31 protein-coding genes and 1 tRNA gene are annotated in these 21,975 nt (G+C 41.3%); 21 read left to right on the forward strand and 11 right to left on the reverse strand.

Annotated features, from left to right (window positions below; all coding sequences use genetic code 11):
• The first annotated feature begins 6 nt into the window (after positions 1–6).
• The 9 genes from ACN20O_RS04095 (at position 7) to ACN20O_RS04135 (ending at position 7,010) form a co-directional block, all read left to right on the forward strand.
• Positions 7–1,008 carry a beta-ketoacyl-ACP synthase III gene (locus tag ACN20O_RS04095; RefSeq protein ID WP_491637464.1) on the forward strand — a complete coding sequence of 334 codons (1,002 nt, stop codon included), beginning with the start codon at positions 7–9 and terminating at the stop codon, positions 1,006–1,008.
• 15 nt (positions 1,009–1,023) lie between these two features.
• Complete coding sequence (gene fabD, locus ACN20O_RS04100; RefSeq protein ID WP_491637466.1) at positions 1,024–1,968, forward strand: ACP S-malonyltransferase; 945 nt, start codon at positions 1,024–1,026, stop codon at positions 1,966–1,968.
• Complete coding sequence (gene fabG, locus ACN20O_RS04105) at positions 1,965–2,726, forward strand: 3-oxoacyl-ACP reductase FabG (protein ID WP_491637468.1); 762 nt, start codon at positions 1,965–1,967, stop codon at positions 2,724–2,726. The genes fabD and fabG overlap by 4 nt, the downstream gene beginning before the upstream one ends.
• 51 nt (positions 2,727–2,777) lie before the next feature.
• Positions 2,778–3,005: an acyl carrier protein gene (gene acpP, locus ACN20O_RS04110; protein WP_102244636.1), complete on the forward strand. Its 228-nt coding sequence runs from the start codon at positions 2,778–2,780 to the stop codon at positions 3,003–3,005.
• A gap of 85 nt (positions 3,006–3,090) precedes the next feature.
• Positions 3,091–4,347: a beta-ketoacyl-ACP synthase II gene (fabF, locus tag ACN20O_RS04115; RefSeq protein ID WP_491637470.1), complete on the forward strand. Its 1,257-nt coding sequence runs from the start codon at positions 3,091–3,093 to the stop codon at positions 4,345–4,347.
• 15 nt (positions 4,348–4,362) lie between these two features.
• Positions 4,363–5,616 (forward strand): serine hydroxymethyltransferase, encoded by a 1,254-nt coding sequence (glyA, locus tag ACN20O_RS04120; RefSeq protein WP_491637472.1) that lies wholly within the window; start codon positions 4,363–4,365, stop codon positions 5,614–5,616.
• A gap of 2 nt (positions 5,617–5,618) precedes the next feature.
• Complete coding sequence (gene nrdR, locus ACN20O_RS04125) at positions 5,619–6,116, forward strand: transcriptional regulator NrdR (RefSeq protein ID WP_491637474.1); 498 nt, start codon at positions 5,619–5,621, stop codon at positions 6,114–6,116.
• The gene (gene nusB / locus ACN20O_RS04130; protein ID WP_491637476.1) at positions 6,100–6,588 is read left to right on the forward strand and encodes a transcription antitermination factor NusB; all 489 of its coding nucleotides are present in this window, start codon (positions 6,100–6,102) and stop codon (positions 6,586–6,588) included. Before nrdR ends, nusB begins: the two co-directional genes overlap by 17 nt.
• 2 nt (positions 6,589–6,590) lie before the next feature.
• Positions 6,591–7,010, forward strand: a complete 420-nt coding sequence (locus ACN20O_RS04135; protein ID WP_491637478.1) for a hypothetical protein — start codon at positions 6,591–6,593, stop codon at positions 7,008–7,010.
• Positions 7,011–7,031: 21 nt separating this feature from the next.
• Here the strand turns inward: ACN20O_RS04135 and ACN20O_RS04140 are convergent, their stop codons facing one another.
• From ACN20O_RS04140 to ACN20O_RS04155, 4 genes are read right to left on the reverse strand one after another with little or no spacing between them, the layout of a single operon-like run.
• Complete coding sequence (locus ACN20O_RS04140; protein WP_491637480.1) at positions 7,032–7,889, reverse strand: class I SAM-dependent methyltransferase; 858 nt, start codon at positions 7,887–7,889, stop codon at positions 7,032–7,034.
• A 19-nt stretch (positions 7,890–7,908) separates the two neighbouring features.
• Positions 7,909–8,289: a DUF6165 family protein gene (locus ACN20O_RS04145; RefSeq protein WP_491637482.1), complete on the reverse strand. Its 381-nt coding sequence runs from the start codon at positions 8,287–8,289 to the stop codon at positions 7,909–7,911.
• Positions 8,290–8,294: 5 nt separating this feature from the next.
• Positions 8,295–8,783: a transcription elongation factor GreB gene (gene greB / locus ACN20O_RS04150; protein WP_491637484.1), complete on the reverse strand. Its 489-nt coding sequence runs from the start codon at positions 8,781–8,783 to the stop codon at positions 8,295–8,297.
• Positions 8,776–9,252: a low molecular weight protein-tyrosine-phosphatase gene (locus ACN20O_RS04155; protein WP_491637486.1), complete on the reverse strand. Its 477-nt coding sequence runs from the start codon at positions 9,250–9,252 to the stop codon at positions 8,776–8,778. The genes greB and ACN20O_RS04155 overlap by 8 nt, the downstream gene beginning before the upstream one ends.
• Positions 9,253–9,315: 63 nt before the next feature.
• Between ACN20O_RS04155 and def the strand changes: the two genes are divergently transcribed.
• The gene (def, locus tag ACN20O_RS04160) at positions 9,316–9,873 is read left to right on the forward strand and encodes a peptide deformylase (RefSeq protein ID WP_491637488.1); all 558 of its coding nucleotides are present in this window, start codon (positions 9,316–9,318) and stop codon (positions 9,871–9,873) included.
• A 2-nt stretch (positions 9,874–9,875) separates the two neighbouring features.
• Positions 9,876–10,517, forward strand: a complete 642-nt coding sequence (gene tsaA / locus ACN20O_RS04165; RefSeq protein WP_491637490.1) for a tRNA (N6-threonylcarbamoyladenosine(37)-N6)-methyltransferase TrmO — start codon at positions 9,876–9,878, stop codon at positions 10,515–10,517.
• Here tsaA and ACN20O_RS04170 read toward each other — a convergent pair.
• On the reverse strand, positions 10,510–10,782 hold the full coding sequence (locus tag ACN20O_RS04170; RefSeq protein WP_491637492.1) for a hypothetical protein: 273 nt from the start codon (positions 10,780–10,782) through the stop codon (positions 10,510–10,512). The genes tsaA and ACN20O_RS04170 overlap by 8 nt on opposite strands.
• A gap of 167 nt (positions 10,783–10,949) precedes the next feature.
• A complete protein-coding gene (locus ACN20O_RS04175) occupies positions 10,950–11,696 on the reverse strand; it encodes an SDR family NAD(P)-dependent oxidoreductase (RefSeq protein WP_491637494.1) in 747 nt (248 codons plus the stop codon).
• 170 nt (positions 11,697–11,866) lie between these two features.
• Between ACN20O_RS04175 and ACN20O_RS04180 the strand changes: the two genes are divergently transcribed.
• Positions 11,867–11,943, forward strand: a tRNA-Asp gene (locus ACN20O_RS04180).
• Between the two features lie 522 nt (positions 11,944–12,465).
• Here ACN20O_RS04180 and ACN20O_RS04185 read toward each other — a convergent pair.
• On the reverse strand, positions 12,466–13,839 hold the full coding sequence (locus ACN20O_RS04185; RefSeq protein WP_491637496.1) for a hypothetical protein: 1,374 nt from the start codon (positions 13,837–13,839) through the stop codon (positions 12,466–12,468).
• 110 nt (positions 13,840–13,949) lie between these two features.
• On the opposite strand from ACN20O_RS04185, the gene ACN20O_RS04190 reads away from it, so the two are divergent.
• A complete protein-coding gene (locus tag ACN20O_RS04190; protein ID WP_491637498.1) occupies positions 13,950–14,567 on the forward strand; it encodes a phospholipid scramblase-related protein in 618 nt (205 codons plus the stop codon).
• Positions 14,568–14,606: 39 nt separating this feature from the next.
• Here the strand turns inward: ACN20O_RS04190 and ACN20O_RS04195 are convergent, their stop codons facing one another.
• On the reverse strand, positions 14,607–15,122 hold the full coding sequence (locus ACN20O_RS04195; RefSeq protein ID WP_491637500.1) for a hypothetical protein: 516 nt from the start codon (positions 15,120–15,122) through the stop codon (positions 14,607–14,609).
• Between the two features lie 194 nt (positions 15,123–15,316).
• Here ACN20O_RS04195 and ACN20O_RS04200 point away from each other — a divergent pair, with 194 nt between their 5' ends.
• Together ACN20O_RS04200 and ACN20O_RS04205 are read left to right on the forward strand one after the other, a co-directional pair.
• Positions 15,317–15,976: a murein L,D-transpeptidase catalytic domain family protein gene (locus ACN20O_RS04200; protein ID WP_491637502.1), complete on the forward strand. Its 660-nt coding sequence runs from the start codon at positions 15,317–15,319 to the stop codon at positions 15,974–15,976.
• Positions 15,977–15,983: 7 nt separating this feature from the next.
• The gene (locus ACN20O_RS04205; RefSeq protein ID WP_491637504.1) at positions 15,984–16,379 is read left to right on the forward strand and encodes a DUF6973 domain-containing protein; all 396 of its coding nucleotides are present in this window, start codon (positions 15,984–15,986) and stop codon (positions 16,377–16,379) included.
• On the opposite strand, the gene ACN20O_RS04210 is transcribed toward ACN20O_RS04205, so the two are convergent.
• Entirely contained in the window at positions 16,376–16,618 is a 243-nt protein-coding gene (locus tag ACN20O_RS04210; protein ID WP_491637506.1) for a DUF2917 domain-containing protein, read from the reverse strand. The two genes, ACN20O_RS04205 and ACN20O_RS04210, sit on opposite strands and share 4 nt — an antisense overlap.
• A gap of 14 nt (positions 16,619–16,632) precedes the next feature.
• On the opposite strand from ACN20O_RS04210, the gene ACN20O_RS04215 reads away from it, so the two are divergent.
• From ACN20O_RS04215 to ACN20O_RS04225, 3 genes are all read left to right on the forward strand, one after another.
• Positions 16,633–16,848, forward strand: a complete 216-nt coding sequence (locus ACN20O_RS04215) for a GyrI-like domain-containing protein (RefSeq protein WP_491637508.1) — start codon at positions 16,633–16,635, stop codon at positions 16,846–16,848.
• Between the two features lie 96 nt (positions 16,849–16,944).
• The gene (locus ACN20O_RS04220; protein ID WP_491637510.1) at positions 16,945–17,244 is read left to right on the forward strand and encodes a GlsB/YeaQ/YmgE family stress response membrane protein; all 300 of its coding nucleotides are present in this window, start codon (positions 16,945–16,947) and stop codon (positions 17,242–17,244) included.
• Positions 17,245–17,323: 79 nt separating this feature from the next.
• Positions 17,324–17,743, forward strand: coding sequence for a hypothetical protein (locus ACN20O_RS04225; RefSeq protein WP_491637512.1), 420 nt, complete (start codon positions 17,324–17,326; stop codon positions 17,741–17,743).
• Here ACN20O_RS04225 and ACN20O_RS04230 read toward each other — a convergent pair.
• Positions 17,740–18,783: a hemolysin family protein gene (locus ACN20O_RS04230; protein WP_491637514.1), complete on the reverse strand. Its 1,044-nt coding sequence runs from the start codon at positions 18,781–18,783 to the stop codon at positions 17,740–17,742. The two genes, ACN20O_RS04225 and ACN20O_RS04230, sit on opposite strands and share 4 nt — an antisense overlap.
• Before the next feature lie 105 nt (positions 18,784–18,888).
• On the opposite strand from ACN20O_RS04230, the gene ACN20O_RS04235 reads away from it, so the two are divergent.
• Positions 18,889–19,566: a hypothetical protein gene (locus ACN20O_RS04235; protein ID WP_491637516.1), complete on the forward strand. Its 678-nt coding sequence runs from the start codon at positions 18,889–18,891 to the stop codon at positions 19,564–19,566.
• 38 nt (positions 19,567–19,604) lie between these two features.
• Positions 19,605–19,919 carry a helix-turn-helix domain-containing protein gene (locus ACN20O_RS04240; protein WP_491637518.1) on the forward strand — a complete coding sequence of 105 codons (315 nt, stop codon included), beginning with the start codon at positions 19,605–19,607 and terminating at the stop codon, positions 19,917–19,919.
• 45 nt (positions 19,920–19,964) lie between these two features.
• Here ACN20O_RS04240 and ACN20O_RS04245 read toward each other — a convergent pair whose 3' ends face one another.
• The gene (locus ACN20O_RS04245) at positions 19,965–21,035 is read right to left on the reverse strand and encodes an OmpA family protein (protein WP_491637520.1); all 1,071 of its coding nucleotides are present in this window, start codon (positions 21,033–21,035) and stop codon (positions 19,965–19,967) included.
• Between the two features lie 384 nt (positions 21,036–21,419).
• Here ACN20O_RS04245 and ACN20O_RS04250 point away from each other — a divergent pair, with 384 nt between their 5' ends.
• Positions 21,420–21,974, forward strand: coding sequence for a TMEM165/GDT1 family protein (locus tag ACN20O_RS04250; RefSeq protein ID WP_491637522.1), 555 nt, complete (start codon positions 21,420–21,422; stop codon positions 21,972–21,974).
• Position 21,975: the final 1 nt, after the last annotated feature.

Consider the following 21,975-nt stretch of genomic DNA (forward strand, 5'->3'; position numbering starts at 1 on the left):
TCCAAAATGAAAACCTATGAAGCAAAAATTCTAGGCACTGGGATGTACGCTCCCAAAAAAATCATGACAAACAAAGATCTTGAATCAATCGTTGAAACGAGTGATGAGTGGATCTATACAAGAACAGGGATCAGAGAAAGAAGAATCTGCTCTACTGAAGGCGGAGAATGGCCAACAGATATGGCATTCAATGCGACTCAAGACGCGCTTAAGGCCGCAAACCTTCAACCAAATGACATCGACTTTATTATCTTCGCGTCTGTTACTCCTGACGTAAAACTTCCAAACTCAGCCTGTATTCTTCAAGTAAAACTTGGGATCACTAACAACTGTACATGCCTGGATATCTCAGTTGCCTGTTCGGGGTTTGTTTACGGCGTAAATATGGCCAACTCTTTCATTAAAACAGGGTTAGCTAAAAACGTTCTGGTTGTTGGATCGGAAATGCTTTCTCGCGAAGTGAACTGGAAAGACAGAAACTCATGCATTCTTTTCGGAGATGGATGTGGTGTAGCGATCGTTGGTCGCGCGGAAGAAGGTTCTGAATCAAAAATCTTATCAAGCATCCTGAACTCTGATGGAACTGGTGGAGAATTCTTCGACCAACCAATCGGGGGGGCAGTCTCTCCTATTACTCCTGAACACATTTCTGAAGGGACACACTTCATGCAAATGAAAGGGAAGGAAATGTTCAAAGTCGCGACAAGAACTCTTGCTGAAAACGGCAGGAAAGTTCTTGAGATGGCCGGCATGACAAAAGAGCAAGTTAACTGGGTTGTCCCTCACCAGGCCAACATCAGAATCATCGAAACCACTGCTAATCTTCTGGATGTAAGCATGGATAAGATGATCGTTAACATCGATAAATACGGAAACACTTCTGCTGCAACTGTGCCTATCGCTTTCCACGAAGCGATCGCTGATGGACGCATTAAGCGCGGAGACATTGTTTTATTCGACGCCTTCGGAGCAGGATTAACTGCCGGCGCGACATTATTAAGATACTAAAACAAAGGCTAATGAATGGGGATTAAATCAGTCACACTACTTTTTCCAGGACAAGGTTCACAATACGTTGGAATGGGAAAAAACCTGGACCAGGCACTTTTTGATAAAGGAAATGAGATTTTAGGGTACGACCTTAAAAAACTTATGCACGAAGGGCCAGAAGAAGAACTGAAACTCACTCACAATACTCAACCAGCAATTCTAAAACACTCAGTTGCTCTTTATAACCAACTGGATGCTCTTCTAAAAAAATACGACGTAAAAGTAGACCGCGTTCTTGGCCACTCTGTGGGCGAGTACGCTGCTCTTGTGGTAGCGGGCGTTCTTTCTCCATACGACGCGATTCATGCTGTTCACCTTCGTGGGAAATACATGCAGGAAGCTGTGCCTGTCGGAAAAGGAAAGATGTTTGCAATTCTAAAAGTTCCAGCTGACGTTGTAACAGAAGCTTGTAAACAAGCCTCACAACCTGGTTCAGAAGTTATGCCGGCAAACTTCAATGACCCTTCTCAGATTGTTATCTCAGGAGAAAGTGAAGCATGTGCTCGCGCAGTTCTTTGGCTTGCAGAAAATTTCAAAGAAGCTCACAGAGCAATGGAACTCAATGTATCAGCTCCATTCCACTCTTCGCTTATGAAGCCAGCTGCTGATCAGTTAAAAGCGGCTTTCGAAAAGTTTAAGTGGCACGAAAACAAAATTCCTTACATCGCTAACATCGATGCAACGGAATACGCTGCTGGAACAAATCCAGAAACAATCATCAACAACCTGTACCACCAAGCTTACGGGCCGGTGTTATGGACGCAATCAATTGAAAAACTTCCTTCAGACACACTTTGCATTGAAGTAGGTCCAGGAAAAGTTCTAATGGGTCTAGTTCGCAAGATTAACAAAGACATTAAAGTGATCCCTCTGGATAGAGACGAAGCACTTGCTGAAATTGAGGAGCTATTAAAATGATCGCAACTTACAATGATTTAAAAGGTAAAACAGTTCTTATCACTGGTGCATCTCGTGGACTTGGAAGAAAAATGGCAGACGCTCTTGCAACTCAAGGCGCTCACGTTGTTTTCAACTATAGAGGTGATGAAGCAGCGGCGATGAAGTTGAAAGAAGAACTTCAAGCTAAAGGCGCTTCAAATGTTACAGCTCTTCTTTTTGATGTAACAAATACAGCTCAAATGAAAGAAGCAGTGGAAAAATTTGTTGAAGCTAACGGACCAATTACAGGTCTAGTCAACAACGCTGGTATTTCTAAAGACCAAATCGTTCTTCGTATGAAAGAAGAAGACGTGGTTCAAACAATCAACACGAATTTAACATCAGCTATTATGCTGACTCAGATCCTTTCTAGAAGCTTCCTAAAAGCAGAGAATGTTTCTGTCGTTAACATCAGCTCAATCGTAGGTCTTATGGGGAACGCAAGCCAGATCGCCTACTCTGCTTCAAAGGCAGGATTGATCGGATTTACAAAGTCTTACGCAAAGGAGCTTGCTTCGAGAAACGTTCGTTGTAACGCAATCTGTCCAGGTTTTATTACAACAGACATGACTCACGCTCTAGACGAAAAAGTAAAGGACGCTTATTTAAACTCTATCCCATTAAAACGTATGGGAGAGGCAGATGAAGTAGCGAACTTAGTTTGTTTTTTACTAAGCAGTGCATCGTCATATATCACTGGAGAAACGATTAAAATTGACGGTGGATTATATATCTAATACAAATACTAATACTTATTTTTTTAGAAGATTAATTTCAGGAGTTATTGAATGAAAGACAAGGTTATTAAACTAATCAGCGACGCTACAAAAATTGATATCGCTAAAATCAATCTTGAAACAAGTTTCGTTGACGATCTAAACCTAGACTCACTAGATATCGTAGAACTAATGATGAAAATGGAAGACGAATTTGGTGTAGAAATTCCTGAGGAAGACGCTGAAGGACTAAAAACGGTAAAAGATATCGTTGCATACTTAGAAAAGAAACAAGCTTAATCGCTTTCTTGATTTAAGGCCTCGAAAGAGGCCTTTGTAGTTTTTACGGGATAATTTTTCGGATATCAAATTTACGGGAGGCCATATGACCGAAGGTAAAAAACTCAACAGAGTAGCCATCACCGGCATGGGAATGATCAATGGACTTGGTCACAATCTAAAAGATGTTTGGGCAAACGCGCTTGAAGGAAAATCAGGTGTATCGTTAGTCGAGCAAATCAACACTGAATTACTTACGACAAAATTTGCAGGTGAAGTAAAAAACTTCGAACTTGCAGCAGACATATTAGACGCGAAAGAAGCAGCTAAATACGACCGCTTCATTCACTTTGCTATGCACTCTACTCATGAAGCTCTACAAGACGCAGGTCTTTTAGAGAACCGTCCATACGCTATGGACAGAATGGGTTGTATCCTGGGTGTTGGTATCGGTGGATTCCCGGAAATCGAAAACACAGCAAAAACTCTTTTTGAAAAAGGGCCAAGACGTGTTTCTCCTTTCTTCATTCCAGCGATCATCCCTAACATGCCATCTGGACTTGTAACCATTCGCTACAACCTTGGTGGATTAAACTTCGCTATCGCTTCAGCTTGTGCTTCAGCTGCTCACGCACTGACATCTGCTTGTTACGAAATCATGTTCGGAAGACAAGACATGATGGTTTCAGGTGGAGCTGAGTCTGTTATCTGTAATCTTTCAATTGCCGGTTTCGGTAACATGAAAGCGCTTTCAAAAAGAAACGATGATCCGGCCACAGCTTCTCGTCCATACGATGCTGACCGCGATGGATTCGTTCTTGGTGAAGGTGCTGGTATTTTAATTTTAGAAAACTACGACAAAGCGGTTGCTCGTGGAGCAAAGATTTACGCTGAAATCGTGGGCCATGGTGCAACTTCGGATGCCCATCACATTACAGCTCCACACCCAGAAGGTGACGGTGCTTACAGATCAATGAAGATGGCGATTGAAGACGCTGGCGTTGATTTAAAAGAAATTGGATATGTAAACGCTCACGGGACATCGACTCCACTTGGAGACATCGGTGAACTAAGAGCGATCAAGAGAACATTCGGCGATCACGCTTACAACCTGAATGTGTCTTCGACTAAGTCAATGACAGGACACTTGCTTGGAGCTGCTGGTGGGATTGAAACAATCTTCTGTGCGATGGCACTTCACACTGGAATGATTCCTCCAACGATCAACGTTCAAAACCTTGATCCGGAATGCGACCTGAACATCACGGCTAACAAAGCTGTAAAGAAAGACATTAAGTACGCCCTAAACAACTCGTTTGGTTTCGGTGGAACAAACTCTTCACTACTACTCAAAAAAGTATAATAAGCAGGTTTAATCATGTTTAATAAAAATGCGAACTCAGTAAAAACTATGGACCCGGAAATCTACGCGATCATCGAAAGAGAGCGCGTTCGCCAGGAAGATGGTCTTGAACTGATCGCTTCTGAGAACTACACGTCAAAAGCTGTTATGGAAGCTCAGGGATCAATCCTGACTAACAAATACGCTGAAGGTCTTCCAAACAAGCGCTACTACGGTGGATGCGAGTTTGTTGACCAATCTGAAATCTTAGCGATTGAAAGAGTGAACAAGATCTTCGGATCAAAGTTCGCGAACGTTCAACCGCACTCAGGGTCTCAGGCCAACATGGGAGCTTACTTCGCAACTATCAACCCGGGCGATAAAGTCCTGGGGATGAACCTTGCTGAAGGTGGACACTTAACTCACGGCTCACCTGTTAACTTCTCAGGAAAACTTTTTAACTTTGTGGCCTACGGACTCAACTACGAAACGGAAAGAATCGATTTCAACATCGTTCGCGAGCAAGCTAAAAAAGAACAACCAAAACTTATCGTTGCGGGAGCTTCGGCCTACCCTCGCGAAATCGACTTCAAAACTTTCCGCGAAATCGCGGATGAAGTGGGTGCAAAACTTATGGTCGATATGGCCCACATCGCAGGATTAGTTGCAGCAGGGTTACACAACTCTCCTGTTCCTTACGCTGATGTGACAACATCGACAACTCACAAAACTCTTCGTGGACCTCGCGGAGGGATTATCCTGACGAACAATGAAGAGCTATTTAAAAAGCTTAACTCAAACATCTTCCCTGGTATTCAGGGTGGGCCGCTTGAGCACGTGATTGCCGCTAAAGCGGTCGCTTTCCACGAAGCCCTTCAGCCAGATTACATCGCTTACCAAAAACAAGTCATCGCCAACGCTAAAGCGCTTGCAGCTGCTTTAACAAATAAAGGCATCGCTCTTGTTTCTGGTGGAACTGACAATCACCTTGTGCTGGTAAAAACAGACTCGGTTGGACTTTCTGGAAAAGAAGCTGAGCACGCTCTTGAGCTTGCAGGTATTACATGTAACAAAAACATGGTCCCTCAAGACAAGCGTTCTCCATTTGTTACATCAGGTGTGCGTTTAGGGACTCCAGCGATCACAACTCGCGGGTTAACTGAATCTCACATGGAAACTCTAGCTTCATGGATTAACGAAGCACTAAGAAACGCTACGAATGAAGAAGCGTTAAAGAAAATCAGAACTCAGGTCTTAGACCTTTGTAAATCATACCCGGTATATAAGTAAGTATGCATTGTCCAAGTTGTAACGCCCAAGACACGAGAGTTATCGACTCCAGAATGCTGGTGGAAGAAAACTCTGTTCGCCGTCGCCGTAAGTGCGATGCCTGTGAGACGCGTTTTACAACGTATGAGAACATTCAGATTCAGATGCCTCTTATCGTTAAGAAAGACGGCCGTCGTGAAGCTTACAACCGTGAAAAGATCATGAAAGGGTTAAACAAGGCCTGTCAGAAGAGAAACGTCTCAACTGACCAGATCAACCAACTCTTGAATAACGTAGAGAGATCTCTCCTGGAAATTTCCAGAACAGAAGTTCGCGCTCGCGACTTAGGTGAAATCATCATGGACCGACTTAAGGAACTTGACCGCGTTGCCTACGTTCGTTACGCCTCTTTCTACTGGGACTTCAAAGACATCGAAGAATTCGTCTACGGGCTAAAAAACAAACTACACTCTGTTAAATCTATCAGCGATAAAGGTGAAAAACGTGACATCCAACACTAATACGACAAAAAGAACTATCGGCCGAGAATACGCCTTTAAATTTATCTACAAGCACCTGCTTAATGACTTCTCGACTGAAAAGAGCGAAATCATCAACGACAGCAAAGCGCTTAACGACGCTCTAAACATGTTCGATGATTCATACCACGAAGAAGATTCAGAGCACCCGGATAACAAAATCGATATCCACACAAAGATGTTTGCTAAAGAACTTATCTTAGGATCTCTAAGACAAGAGCCAACAAACTCTAAACTGATCGAAAAATACTTAACGAACAACAACCTTCAAAAAGTTGACCGCATGAATCTTGCTGTTCTACTTCTAGGTTCATACGAAATCCTAAGCGACAAAGACACGCCTGCTGGTGTTTTCATTAACGAGTACGTCAACATCGCTAAAAAATACTGTCCTAATGACTCTCACGGTTTCATTAACAGTGTTTTAGATAAGATCGCTAAGGATCACCGCTAATCATGTACAAAAGCGCAAGACCGGCCTTATCCATTCTCGATCAATTCACCCCTGAGGTGCTTGGGATTTTCTGGATAACCCGCGATGAGCTTTCGCGTGACCTGATTGCTTTTGACGATTTCAATTATCTTTTTGACGGGCTGATTTCCCAGTATCTTTACGGACAGGGAGTCAGCTCGGATAAACACGCCCATATCTTCTTCACTCAGAATTTCAACGACAAAGTTTTCCTGGCCCACTTAAGGACAAAGGATTTAACGAAGTCACAAATATCTGGTGATATCGATGAGCAGATCGCCCTTCTTCAAGGTGGGAACCCTGCACGCAAAACAATTCTAATTTTTGATAAGACTGAACACGAATGGTTGCCTGAACTCAAAAAACGCTATTCGCAGTTTGAGTTCAAGGCATTAGAAGTCTAATTCATTTTTTTTTAAACGAGTTTAAGGTTGAGCGCAGATATAGGTAACCCATGACTCACAGTTTTCTGCTTTCAGGGATTTCTTAAAGACACCGTTTCCAGTTCCATCTTTATCCACGCCTTCCCAGTAAATATGAGTTTTAGAGAACCCTGCATCTTCCAGGATATCCATTAACTCACGTGCGTCCCACATTCTCCAGTCGTATTGGAAAACTTTCTCATGCTTAACACCATCAGCAGTTTTGAAGTGAATGTAATACATGCACTCTGCAGTTAATGGGTTATAGCTATGGCAGTCCCAGTAGTATGTGTGGTTTTTGTGTTTTACTGACTCCTCAAGTTCCTGGCGGCTTTCAGTTCCTCCGAACATGTCGATTAAGAAAATCGAGTCTTTTTTCATATGTTTTCTTACAGAAGAGAAATACGCCAAAAGGTCGTTTCTCTTTTTGAAAAGGTAGTAAGAGAAGTTAAAAGCGACAACAACGTCAGTTTTGAAATCAAAAGTCTGAAGAACGTTAGCATTGATATATTTCATGCGTTTTTGCTCATCTTCATCAAGCTCGCTGAAGTGGTTTACAAATCCATAAGAGATTGGCTCCATATCCAGGTCGATACCATAAGCTTTGTGTTTCGCACTCTGCTCTACCCATTCGCAAGCGAGCATACCCGTTCCACAGAAATCTTCACGAAGTGTCAGTGGAGCGCGACCGTAAAGGGCCTTGTACTCTTTGTTGATAAAGTCGATATCAGCTTGTGGGTTTTGAACCGAAGCCAGATACAGACGATACTTTTCGTCGCGTGAAAGTTTAGGCGTTTTTTTCGCTGCTATCTTCTTAGTCGTTCTCTGTTCATCTCTAGTGTTGGTTCTTTTGATCGCCATGGTTTGTTGCCTTGATTCCTTAGTAGTCTTTGTAAGACTTGACCTCTTGGAGGCCGGATTTATAAGTTGTGTTGATAGTGTTTTTTCTTCTAAAGCGCTCATCATTGGTGATGTAGACTGCGCGGGCAAGTTCGATGAATGTTTTTCCGAAATCCTTGTCTCTTTCCAGGTCGCGGATATCGTCTTCAATCTTCCAAAGCTTCAGGTTCACATCGATCATTTGGTTTAAATGAAAATCGATGTTATCGAGTTTTAATGAGGCCAGCGTCTTTGAAAGAGTCTCCTCTTCCTTTTTGACGTGTTTTAGCTTTTCAGCATCAGTGATTTTTTCCAGCTTAATTTTTAAGATAGAAATCTTATCGACCAATTCACCTAAAGAGACTTCACAATTTATATTCATAAACTTTACTCGATGCTCACGTACTCAATTTCGATGATTTCGTAAGACTTCGTTCCTGCGGGAACTTTCAGCAAAATTGTATCACCAACTTCTTTGCCAATCAAAGAACTTCCAAGGGGGGAGCGCCAACTAATCTGATTTTTTTCAGTGTTAATCTCATCGACGCCTACGATGGAAACGGTCTTCTCTTCCCCGTCCTCTTCATCTGCGATGGTAACCGTCGCACCAAACTGGACTTTCTCGCTTTTGACGCTTACCGGATCAACCACCACGGCCAGCTCAATGCGCGAGCTTAAAAAACGAACGCGCTTATCAATTTCACGCATGCGCTTTTTCCCGTAGATGTAGTCCGCATTCTCCGATCTATCGCCATTTGAGGCAGCCCAGGCGACAGTTTTCGTCACTTCAGGTCGCTCGACTCTGGCAAGTTGATAAAGCTCGTCCTGAAGCCTTTTAAAACCTTTTGGCGTAATATAGTTTTTTTCTTTATTCATGAATTTTCTTTAACAGGCCTTCGCAGGCATCGAGCACTAAATCCAAAACTAGGTCAAAGTCTTTTTTTGAACCATAGTACGGATCTGGGATCTCATTAAAGCGTTTTTTATAATCTTCATTTTGAAAGTAATCGGTCATCATGCAAAGTTTGGCCGCAAGCTTTTCATCCTCAGCAATTTTCTTAGCATTAGAAAAGTTACTTTTGTCCATGCAGACGATGAGATCAAATTTTTCGAAGTCTGATTTTAAAAGCGGCCTGGACTTTGAGGGAAGAAGAATTTTTCTTAACCCCGCCTGAGCAATCATGCGGTGATCCGGGTCATCCCCTTCATGGAAGCCACTAGTGCCGGCCGAATCAATGAGAAAGCCCGCTTCCAGTCCCTTTTGTTTAATTAAATGCACCATGGCCCCTTCCGCCGCTGGAGAGCGACAGATGTTGCCAAGACAGACAAATAATACCTTTTTCATGCCATAAGCTTACTCTATTCCAAAAATTATGCTAAGAATTTAATAGGAAACGAGGAGTTATTTATGGCAATCCGCAAAGTCATCCGCATGGGTCATCCAACATTGAGAAAAATCGCTGAGCAGGTGCCTTTGAGCGAGCTTAAAACTCCAGAGTTCAAACAACTCCTGATTGATATGTATGAAACCATGAAGCACGAAGGTGGGATTGGTATCGCTGCTCCCCAGATCGACGTTTCTAAACAAGTGACACTGATTGAACTTCCAGAAAACAACTCACGCTACGGCGATCTGGAAGGAACTCCTCTTATGGTCATCATTAATCCTGTGATCAAAGACCTGACAACTGAACACCAAGGTTTCTGGGAAGGATGCTTATCTGTTCCAGGACTGCGCGGTTTTGTCGAAAGGCCTAAAAAAGTTCAAATTGACTACGTTAATGAGCACGGTGAACCAAAACAAATTATCGCTGAAGATTTCTTAGCGACCGTTTTTCAGCACGAGCTAGACCACCTATTTGGAAAGCTTTACATCGATCGCATCACTGATACGACAAAGATCTCTTACAACGAAGAGTTCTCAACGTTTGTAAACGCTCACCCAGACGATCAGCTGGACGAGTAGTCTTGAAAAAGATTGCCCGCATTCACTCCCCCTATAAAGAAAAATTTTCTATTCCCCGCCAGCCGGGGCTGACTTCGATTGAATCGACCATTGAGCTACTTCCACCATTTAATCGCACAGAAGCGTTAATGGGGCTCGAAGCTTTTTCACATTTGTGGGTAATCTTTGAATTTCATGAAGTGAAGCCTACTGATGAGAGTTCGTTGACTGTTCGCCCTCCACGCTTAGGTGGGAATATAAAACAAGGTGTCTTTGCCACGCGCTCGCCTTTTAGGCCGAACAATGTTGGGTTGTCGTTAGTTAAGATTGAGAGGATTGAAGGAACGAAGATTGTTGTTTCGGGTGGAGATTTTTTAGATCAAACGCCGGTGTATGATTTGAAGCCTTATTTAAAAGAGATTGAGTCGAAGCCTGAGGCAGTGTCTGGGTGGACGGATGAGATGGAAGTTAAGAGGCTCTCTGTAGTGTTTAAATGCGAATGTGACTTTGAATTAAAAGATAAAATCATCGACATTCTCTCTCTTGATCCCCGCCCTCGCTTTCACGAGGACGGTTACAAAACATACGGCTCAAGGCTTTTTGATGTCGATGTTCACTGGGAAGTTTTAGACAACACAGTCTTCGTCACTAAGATTCTTACTTAAGAGTACATCCAGAATCAGTCGCACCTTGAAGGCTTAAGCCTTTTCCGGCCATTGTCGATTCTTTCTTCTTTTCTTCAAGTTTTTTAAGTACGTCTTCTTTTGTATCACATGGAGCTTCAGCAGACTTTGCTGTCTCTAATTTTTTTGGTTGTTTTTTAGCGTCTGCTGCCTGCACGCTTGGTGGAAGGATCGCGCTCTTTGCTTTTGTTTGAGCGAATGTTGATGTTGAGATTGTCATCACGAAAACGATTGCTAGAACTTTCATTAAGGCTCTCCGACGGTAAAGCGAACTCTTAAAAAACTCGCTTATCTATTTTTATCTTCAAAAGCAGTAAAAATGCTACGCATTTTTTCGGTAAAGCGAACTCTTAAAAAACTCGCTTATCTATTTTTATCTTCAAAAGCAGTAAAAATGCTACGCATTTTTTCGCTTTACTCCTCACTATAATTAAACATCTTCAAATTCATAATTAGACGATATAAACTTCTTGGCATTTTATCTAAAATCGAAACCACAACTTTCATTCTGAATGGGAAAACATAAAGCACTTTCTTCTTCTCAATCGCACGCTTAATTAACCTCGCCGCTTTATCCGCACTCATAAGAAAAGGCATTTTGTGATTATTCTGCTTCGTTAACGGAGTATCAACAAACCCCGGAGCAATCGCTGTTACGTTAATCCCTTTAGGTTTTAAATCCAGTGCGTACGATTCACAAAGTTTTAGAACCGCTGCTTTTGAAGCACTGTAAGCTCCCGCACCCGGAAGCCCCATAAATCCTGCCACAGAAGCGGTTGCAATCAAGTGTCCCTTCTTTCTTGGCATCATAATCTCAAGCGCTATATCGAATGTGTTAAGAACGCCTTTAACGTTGATGTCGATAATTTCGTTGGCCACTGAGAATTGTGGCGTTTTAGATTTCGCCCCTACAGATCTTCCTGCATTGGCAAAAACCATGTCCAGTTCGACTGGAGCAAAATCGTGGATCGCTTTATAAAGCTCTTCTCTATTGGTGACATCCACTTCGTAACAAACGAGCTGCTTGTACTTGTTGCGGATTTCTGCCGGGAACTTGCTTAGGTTGCGGGCGCAAACGCCTACGCGATGACCTTCTTCAAGGTAAAGCTTGGCCAGGGCCAAACCAATTCCAGTTGTTCCACCAGTAATAAAAATATTCACAGAACTCCTAAAGCAACTAAGCTGTTATTTTTGTACTAATAGTCTAGGACTTTTCCATTGGGGGGACAATCTTTAAGCATTGCGAAACGCATTTTTTTTAAGAAATCCTCAAAGTTTTATCTTGACGAAAAACCTTCGATTCCTTATATTTTAGCTTCTTTAAGATTGCTGGGGGCGTAGTTAAGTTGGTTATAACGTCTGCCTGTCACGCAGAAGGCCGAGGGTTCGAGTCCCTTCGCTCCCGCCATTTTAAGGACATACAAAAAACTAAAATAGCCTCGCTTCTAGCGGGGCTTTTTTATGCCCTTATTTCCAACAATGTGACAATGTCACACTACTAAAAACAATCAATCCGTTTCAGTCTTTGCCTCAGTGTTTTTAACACCTCTTTTCAATAAAATTTAATGATAGGGAGTTTTCCATGGACTTTCTCATTATCACTCTTACATTGTTTTTATCTTTCTCAGCTTGGGCCAAAAATAAAAGCACAATTACCAAAGAACCTGGCCAGATACTCCCCCTCAACGAAGTAGCTGACGTGCCTTAAAATCAAGCCCACTTGCAAGCGATGTCGTAGAAGACGATGCCAACCAAAAAGAATTTCACCGAAAGGCCTTTAATGCCACTAAAGAAATGATCGTCGAGAGCTTTAAATAATGAAGAAAAAAAATTTGACCTTGTTCATACTATCTACAAACGTCATGGCAGATGTTCTCTTTATTGACTTAGACAATGTTGAGCAAGAAAGAGAGGATAGCGAAAAAATGATTTAGGTTTTTTTCGTAAACATAACCCCCACCTGCGATCCCCCCGAGCTAATATTCACTTTCAAACTCGTATTCGTCGCACGCGATAAGAATCCCCCCACTTCAAAATGATTGAACTTACCATTGCTCCAATCATACTGAACAAAGACTCCTAAATCAGAGATCGCCTTTCTAGGTTTTGTTAAAAATCCATCGATATCAATCGTATTGAGATTCACTCTTTTTTGGATCACCCACTCATTCATCTTTTTGGCCGGAATTTTTTTAATGGTCTTCACCATCTCATCATCCATGAAAACGTGCTCGCCACCAAAACCATCCACGTATTTAATAACGTAGTCAGAAGGATTAATCAGCGCCCCTTCTTTTCCTTCGGCGAGCATATGAGCCGGGAGAATCGAATTTTGTAAGCGACTTGATGAACCAAGGTATTTTCTTCTGATATGTGGATCGGCCAAGATCGCTAGGATGCTCTTAGAAGCAAAAAGCCCCGTCACAAATGGTCCATAGTGAGGAACTTGTTCACGTACAAGTTTTGAATAAAGGTTTCTTGAATCGATATAGTCTTGAATGGTTAAAGCAAAACTCACCATGTAACTTTCAGGATGCCAGTTGTTTCCTACTTTGATTTTTCCGTCTTTGATTTGGATTTTCTCTTCAGTTAAAAATGGGTAATCATTTACATCGACATCGAGTCCATACGAAGCTGGTGTTACCAGGCGTAGGTCGTATTTCTTTTCTTTGGCCCTTCTTAAAAGAAGCTCTTCATCCCAGTTGTAACAATCTGTCTGAAAGCGGGCCAAAGAAGCCCCTAGCCTCTTCATGTTTTTAATTTCTGCGCTTGAAGTGTCTAAAGAAAAATATTTCTTACGTAGCTCCGGCATTAGAGAATAAAGTGTGTCGTGTATAAAAGGCATTCTCGCCAAACCATCAAAACCAATCTCGTTGATCTCTAAAAGCTTAGGAGGATTATTCACCTCTGGTTTTCCAACGATGGCCATATCAAAACGCAAGCTTCCCACTAAACGATCAGGTCTATGCTTAATGACTTTTAATTCTTTCAAAAGAAAATCGCGGACTGGGCCATGAGGAAAAATAGCATTCACTTCAATTTCAGGAAGCGTGATCAATTTTAAAATAAGTTCCGTAATATCTTTTGCCGTTTTATTGATAATTGGGAGATAAGAACCAGGAAGAACGCGTGGATAAATAGAACAGTCCTGTTCTAAAATATCCGAGAGCCCAGAGTCGTGAAAGGCATTCCATAAACTCGTCTTGTGGTTATAAACTTCAATCTTTGATTTCTTAAAATTCTGAATGTGTTTTGGGGCCTGTTCATGAAAATGGTGATCGAAATTCAGTGCGCGCTTCTTCAAGAGAGAATCCTCCGACAAGTTGATCTTTTTACTCGGAAAAAGATCTGACGTTTCCTCTATTTTATCTCACTGGTACAATGTTCGAAATACAACTTTAAAATGGGACTTATATGCCTGTAGATCTAAACTATGAAAGAATTTTTCTTCGCCAGAGAAGAGAAATTGCCGAGCTCTTTGGAGTTGAAACCAGAAATAAATATGAGATTCTCACCATGGAAGGATCACCTTTGGGGTTTGTGGCCGAAGAAGGAAAAGGAATTGGCGCTTTTTTTGGAAGGGCCTTTCTTGGGCACTGGAGAACTTTCACCATCAATATTTTTGATACCAACCGCAACCTCTCCTACAAAGCACTTCATCCTTTCCGCTTTCTTTTTCAAAGATTAGAAATTACGAGAGCGACAGGACAAAGAATTGGAGCGCTCGAGCAAAGATTTGGAGTCGTCACCAAACGCTTTGACCTGGAAGATGCCCATGGAAATGTAATTATGAAAATGGCAGCTTCATTTTGGAAGCCGTGGACGTTTCCTATTTATAAAAATGGTGAAGAAGTTGCGCTCATTCTCAAAAAGTGGTCAGGAACTTTTTCAGAAATCTTCACAGACAAAGATAATTTTACGATCGAGTTTAAAGATAAAAGACTGACAACAACTGAGAGGGAATTGATTTTAGCTTCAGCGATGTTTGTTGACTTGAATTATTTTGAGAGAAAGGCCGGGTCGAATTCATAAAAAAGGCCGGTTAAAAAACCGGCCCTTCTTAACATAAAATTATTGGATTTTTCCAATAACCTGGAAGTGAAGACCAACAGTTGATTCTTCAGCTGAACATTGAACGTCAGCATCTGATGCTGGAACGTAAATCGCTGCACGGCCGTGAAGATATTTGTACTTGTTATCTGCTAGAGCTGTATCAAGGAACTTCTTGCCTTCTAAACATGAAGATTCATTGTTAGCAGAATATGCTTTTGAATCAACTAGCTTTACAGTCCAAGCTGCGTTGTCAGCAAATAAAAGTGCGCTATAGTTACAAGTTTCACCATTTTCAACAAATGTAGCTCTTACAAGAAGATTATCAAGGCTCATGTCTGTTGTAGCTTTTCCGAATACAACGTTTCTTTCAGCGAAGTCAGCTGGAACACCAGCAGTTTGTGTGTTTCCATCAGCACATACGAATGCTGTGAATTTAGCGGCCCAACGCTCACCTGGAAGAGTTAGATCTCCCTCGTTAGCTAAAGCTGAAGTAAGTGATAGAGCAAGCATGCTCGCAAGAATAAGCTTTTTCATTAAGTCCTCCATAGTAGATATTTTCAATTAGATGTTTTGTATGCCCTACCATTTGTTTGGTCAAGCAAACAAATGGATTAATTATTAAATATTCATTTTAAATTAAATACTTAGGTTGTGATAAAGAAATTACAATGACCTTTCACAGCAAGGACATTTCTTATATATTTTCCTAAAATCTTGGGGGGATCTTTATGAAACAATTAATCGTTTTATTTCTCGCTATCTTCATGTCTGGCTCTTATGCAAGTGAGTCGATTACTACAAAAAATTCTCGCGAAATTTGGTTGTCTTTTAACGGGACCAATTATTGTAAGCCTGGTTTTTGTGCTGAAGCCATTCCCTATCGCGCTTTAAGGGAAGCACTTAACTTCTATCGCGACAATCAAGATGTTATAGACAACACAAGCTACGTAGGAATCATCGACTTCACGATGCAATCAACATTAGAAAGATTTTTTATTCTCAACCTTAAAACAGGCGCGGTTGAATCGATGCTGGTGACCCACGGAAAAAATTCTGAAACTGAGTTAGGCTTCGCTGGTCAATTTTCAAATAAGATCAACAGTGAAATGAGTTCATTAGGTTTTTACCTGACAGATAATAATTCTTATATTGGTAAACACGGTGTCTCTCTAAGACTAGATGGGTTATCTGAAACAAACAGCAATGCACGTGCAAGAAATATCGTACTGCATGGAGCAGATTATGCGACTCAATGGTTTGCAGATCAAAAAGGAAGACTTGGGTTAAGCCAGGGATGCCCTGCAGTGGCTCCAAATAAGATTGAAGGCGTAATTAAGAAATTAAAAGGCAGAGGACTTCTTTACATTCATAAGAATAAAACGAATTAATGAATAGATGTTAAAGAAATCTCTTATCGCTTTAGTCATTCTCGGTTTTCTCTCTCCCGTCATCGTCGTCGTCATCCTTTACAGGTTTGCCATGTCGACAGGACTTCCAGGAAGAAGAGGCGGCCCGCAGGATGCTTTCAGACACACTTATTCAACTGCGCTCACTGCTCGATACCTTTCACCAAAGGTTGTCGAGCTGGTGACGCGTTTTTGTGAAACAGACCCAACATCGCATTTTGATCAAATGGATATTCACAATAACCGTATCGGAACGAATATAGGATTGGGATCAGGTGAACTCTACCCGACTGTCATGAAAAAAATCAAAGAAGGGAAAATCAATTCCACTGATCCAGATGTCATCACCTGGATGCCGGAAGATGAATGGGATAACGGTCTCTAAAACCAGAAACTCGCTTTTCCCAGGGCCTCCATTACACTATGTTTTCCATCAGGAAGAACAAACTTATCGCCCGCCTGATAAAAATAGTCCTGGGCGTCTCCCTCGTGTGTGAGCCACAACTCTCCGCTGATCACATGAACTTCTTTAGAGCGCTTCAGACTAAAAATTTGATTTTTTCCAATGTAACCTTTTTGATATCCGATAAATGAATTTGGTTGTCCATGAGCGCCTCCAAACACATTATCGTCAAGGAATGGAATATATAAAGATTGCTGAAGGAAAGTACGCTCGTTTTATCCTGACTGGACCTTATCCAGGAGTGTGGCCGGCGTTTGAAAAAATCTTTCGCATTTTAACTGAAAAGAAAATCAAACTTCGCGATGGCGCTTGTATCGAAAATTACTTGAACGATCCAAATACTACACCAGAACATGAGTTGATTACTGAGTTATTAGTTCCTGTTGAATAAAAAATCATTCGATAAAAGCTAGGTCATGCTTAGCTTTTATCGTCTTTAAAACTACCTTTAAAAGGCCCACAATAAAGCTTAGTTCATGGAGGTTCTATGAGCATGAGAATTGTGTTTTGGACTCTAATGATAGGTTTTATGTCAGGAGCAGTGATAAAAGTCTGCATGCCTAAAATTCCTCACGGAAGTGTTTTTACCACCATGACCATAGGTCTTATCGGATCAGTTTTCTTTGGCTGGATTGGCTCCCGCTTTGGTCTTTACAAATATGGTGACATAGAAGGCCTCATTGCCTCCTTTATCGGCGCTGTCTCCCTTCTTTATATTTTCTACTCTTACGTCGCGACCTTCGGGTTAAGACGCATGGAAAAGCGTCCAAAGTTTCGACACCCATAGGACTTTTTACAAACCTTCACCTACGAGTCCCGACTTCTGCTATCCTCAAGGGCATAACATTTAAACTTGTGAGAACGGTATGAAGAAGACACTTCTAGTGATGGGACTTTTAGCTCTAACGACAACCAGCACTTTTGCTTCAGTTGTAAAAGGGTATGACTCAAAAAGAGGATGTACACTTTATCGCGTTATTCACTCTGACTCAAAAAAACAAATCCAAGAGAACGAAACAGTTTTCTTAAATAAGGAAGTTTACGGGATTACATTTGAAAACCTGGCCATTGATTTCGACAACCGCGAAGCTCAGGTAGATGTTGTCATGAACGTTGTCTTGGGATTAAACCGCAATATCGCTGAAACAAAATCAATTATCCCAGCTGAGAATACTCAATTTACGGCGCTAATCAATCAAGTAAACCGCAAGATCAGCTTACTTGAAAGCGTTTGCTTAAATGCTAACAATGAAATTGTTTACGCTAAGACATTTGAGAACAATTAAAATTTCTTCATCAGGTTGCTTCTTCTTAAAAAGAGCTTAACTTTACCGTCTTCATCTTCATCGATGAAGTCCCCAAAGACGTCTTCAAGAATGTCTTCCAGGGTGATAATCCCTAATGGATTTTCCAGGCTTCCTACAATCATGAAGTGGGCCTTTTTCTTTTGCATCGTTCTTAGAGCATGAAGAACTTTTGTATCCGGTGAAAGTGATTGGATTGGTCTGACGAAGCTCAGCCAATTGTCTCCAACTCCACTTTGTGAAAGATTAACGAATTCTTTTGAGTGAAGGTAACCATAAACCTCGTTGGCATCAACAACAGGAATTCTGGTTCTTCTTGTACTTAAAATCAATGTCGATACTTCTTCAGGAGAAGCAACTGAACTGATCTTGTCTACTTTTTCCCAAGGCACCATAACACTCTCAACCTGTTTAGCGTCCAGGTCCAATAGGTTGTGGAAATACTCTTGATACTCTTTTCTAAGACCTTTTAATGAAATTTCATCGGTAGCTGATTCTTCTGGAGTGCTCGGCTTTGATTTCATAATCAGGCGTAAAATAAAATCTGTCGCCTTCTCCATCGGGCTTACTAATGGTCCAAGGATTTTTTCAGCCACTCTTAAAGCTGGTGCTAGCGCAAGAATAATGGGCATCGAAAATTTAATCGCCAAAGATTTTGGAACTAACTCTCCGATCACAACTGAAAGAATTGTTAAAGGTGCTACGATGACAACGATTGAAAGTGTTTCAGCAAAACGCTCGCTCATCGCAAAAGTCTGCATCAAAAAAGGAGAAAGCGACTCTTCGGCGCCGGCACCGGAAACCGCTCCAGAAATAGCTCCTACTAAAGTGATACCAATCTGAACTACAGATAGAATTCTCTCAGGTGATTTCGCCATTTCTTCGATCCACGCTGCTGTTTTGTCTCCAGCAAGCACGCGCTTTCTCAGAACCTTATCGTCAATGGTGACGAAGGCCATCTCTGCACAGGATAAAATAGCGTTTAATAAAAGGCAGGCACAAACAATGACAATTGTGATCATTTTTCTCTCAAAAAGACGGGAAATTCAGACCTATTTTAGAGTTTTCACTGTCAAATGACCAATAATTATTTTCCCTAACTGCGTTAGAATTGGTAAGATTTCTCAATGAACGCCAAAATTCTTACCCAAGAAATTGATCAGTCTCGTTGTGTTGCCAGTGAGTTTAAAAAACTTGCTGAAGAATACTGCGATCTCATAAAAAGTTTTGGCTATAAAGCGAAACCTTACCGCGATTCCGGCGTACTCAAGTTTGAAAGCTGTAAGATTGAACAAAAAACCCGCGCGATTGCCTACCTTGATGCCAACATTGAACTACTAAAAGAATGTGTGGCCCAGGGGGATAATCCTCGCAACTCTGCTCAGATGTTGTGGAGGATTTTAAAAAAGATTAAAGCGGTTCCTGAAAATGATATCTTCGATAAAATTGCCCAAGGTGATGTTGTTGAAGTTTACCTGGATGACCATATCCAGATTTTCAGAAACCTGGAATTTTTTAATTATACTTCATTTACTATTGATGAACTGCTTTGCGGGACATGGTACAAGCTTTATAAGAGGGATTTTCTTCCCACTTTAAAAATGATGAAGATGGCCTTTAAATTATTAACTAAAAGATTAAATAAAACTTTGCCATGGAATGTTCCTGAGCACGTGTTTGACGAAATCGGTAGCGAAGAGAATTTAAGACACAGTATTCTTTTAAAATACCTTTCGCCCCTGACGAACCAAGGAAAGATGGTTGGAGCAATTTGCATCAGCCATGCAATACTAGTTCAGAAATAAAATTAAAAGAAAACTTTCACTTAAATCGAGGAATGATTATGGCAAAAAAAATTAGAACGACAAAAACAAAACGCGACCCAAAGAGAATCAGAGAAAACCTTGGGACTTTCCTAAAAGATAAGCGCCTTAAGAAAGGTTACTCGCAAGCAGACTTCGCTACAAAACTTGGTTATGCCAGCCCGCAGTTTGTTTCAGACTGGGAAAGAGGAGTCTCGAGCCCTCCAATGAAAAAACTTCCAGAAATTGCCAGCGAACTTAACGTTAAAATTGATATTTTATTTGAGCTTCTTGTCGACCTGGCGACCAACCAGTTAAGAGAGAACATGAACGAAGAATTTAAAAAGATCAGCTAAAATAAAAAAGGGCCCAATTCTGGGCCCTTTTTCTTTCACTTTGAGTTATTTAGACGATAGAACCGCCACAACTCTTCTGTTTGTTTGTCGTCCTTCTGGTGTGCTGTTATCAGCAATTGGATTTTCTGGTCCAAATCCTTTCGCCGTTAAACGCTTCTTTTCAATTCCACGCTTAATCAGAGCATTCATTACCGACTTCGCTCTTGCAGCTGAAAGCGCTACGTTCTTAGCTTTAGAGCCAGTGTTGTCTGTGTATCCTTCGATCTGAACATTGACTTCAGAGTATTTCTTTAAGAACTCCGCAACTTCATCTAAGTGAGAATCGTATTGAGAAGAAATCGCTGATTTCCCGCTATCGAATTCCACGTTGATTGTCATTGTCGCTTTTTCATCAATGGCGCATCCGATAGAATTAACTTTTGATCCAACTGGAGTGCCAGGACATTTGTCTTCCGGATCTTTTACACCGTCATCATCAGAATCAAGGTTGCTTTCATCAACGAATCCAGATTTAACTGGTTCTTCTTTTTTCATCATTTGTTTTACAGGAGCTTCTTCTTTGTAAGCTTTTGTGCTGTCGCCACCAAAATACCAAGTCAGTGCTAACTGTGGAGTCACGATGTGTGCTCTTGTTGTTGGCATATCACCCATGAGTTTTGAAACATATTGATAGTCTGCTAAAATGCCTAGAGAGAACCATTGAGTCATACCGTACTCAACTCCAAGACGGAAAAGACCACTTAGCTTTGCACTTTTTGGAGTGAAGTTTTTAAGTCTTGTTACACCAAGACCAGCTCCAACGATTGGAGTAAAATCACTAGCACCAGAAAGTCTCCAGACCCCTAAAGCGTTGAAGTTATCCAAACGGATTTTTGTATCAGAAAATTCAGAGCGAGTAACGGCCAGCTCTAGGTTCCATGACTCATTGAAGTGGTAGCGTCCATGAACTCCATAACCAAAATCAGCATCGGCAGCTGAATTGAAAGGATTTCCAAAGACAGGAATTGAATATCCTCCACTAAGACCAAGACCAAATTTTTTAGATAAGTCGTAAGCTTCTGCACTTTGAATAAAGGCCACGGCCAATAATAGTGCGGTTAATTTTTTTAACATCATGTTCCTCCTTTAGATGAAAAAATCCTGCACAAATTGGTAACCCATTACTAAGCAAGCGTCTATTGATTTTAAATAAAAATCAGCTTAATCATTTATGACCAATTAAGCCAAAATAGAAGTGATTCCTTCCTTGCTTTGTTATTTTGGATTGACTGTTTTCACACTCCACGTTATTCTCAAGCTCGTTAGGGAGTAGTTTTTCTGATTGATGAAATCAGGATTATCGATCGACATACTGGGTACAACCCCCGGTCGATAAGGGAAGCCACAAGGCTTCTTTAACGAGACTGACATGAACGAATTAACTTCGTCGTGTCGTCTTATATAAGCTCCAATCAACAAGCTTCATAAGCCTCACGACTACAAATAGCTGAGGATCTTTTCATGGACATTATTTTTAACTCTTTCATCTTCGTTGCCTTAACTGAAATGGGTGACAAGACTCAACTTCTCGCATTCGTTCTTGCCAGTCGCTTTAGAAAACCATGGACTATCTTCTTTGGTATTTTCATCGCGACAATCCTCAACCACTTATTGGCCGCATGGGCCGGTCGATTTGTCTCAGACCTTATCCCTTACGTTTACTTAAAATGGATTCTCGCTCTTACGTTTATCGCCTTTGCTATTTGGGTAATGATTCCAGATAAAGATGAAGGTCTGAATGAAAAAAGAAAATGGGGAGCTTTTCTCACAACCGTTGTGACCTTTTTCCTTGCAGAAATGGGAGATAAAACTCAGTTAGCAACAGTGGCCCTTGCAGCAAAATATAACGACCTTGGACTAGTCACAATCGGATCAACTTTAGGGATGATGGTAACTTCTGGACTGGCCGTTTTTTTCGGTGATAAGATGACCAAAAAGATCCCGATGAAATGGGTTCATGCATTAGCAGCGGTCTTCTATGTGATCTTTGCTATTGCGATCATCGTCAAAGGATAAA

It is taken from the genome of Bacteriovorax sp. As-1, assembly GCF_058446905.1.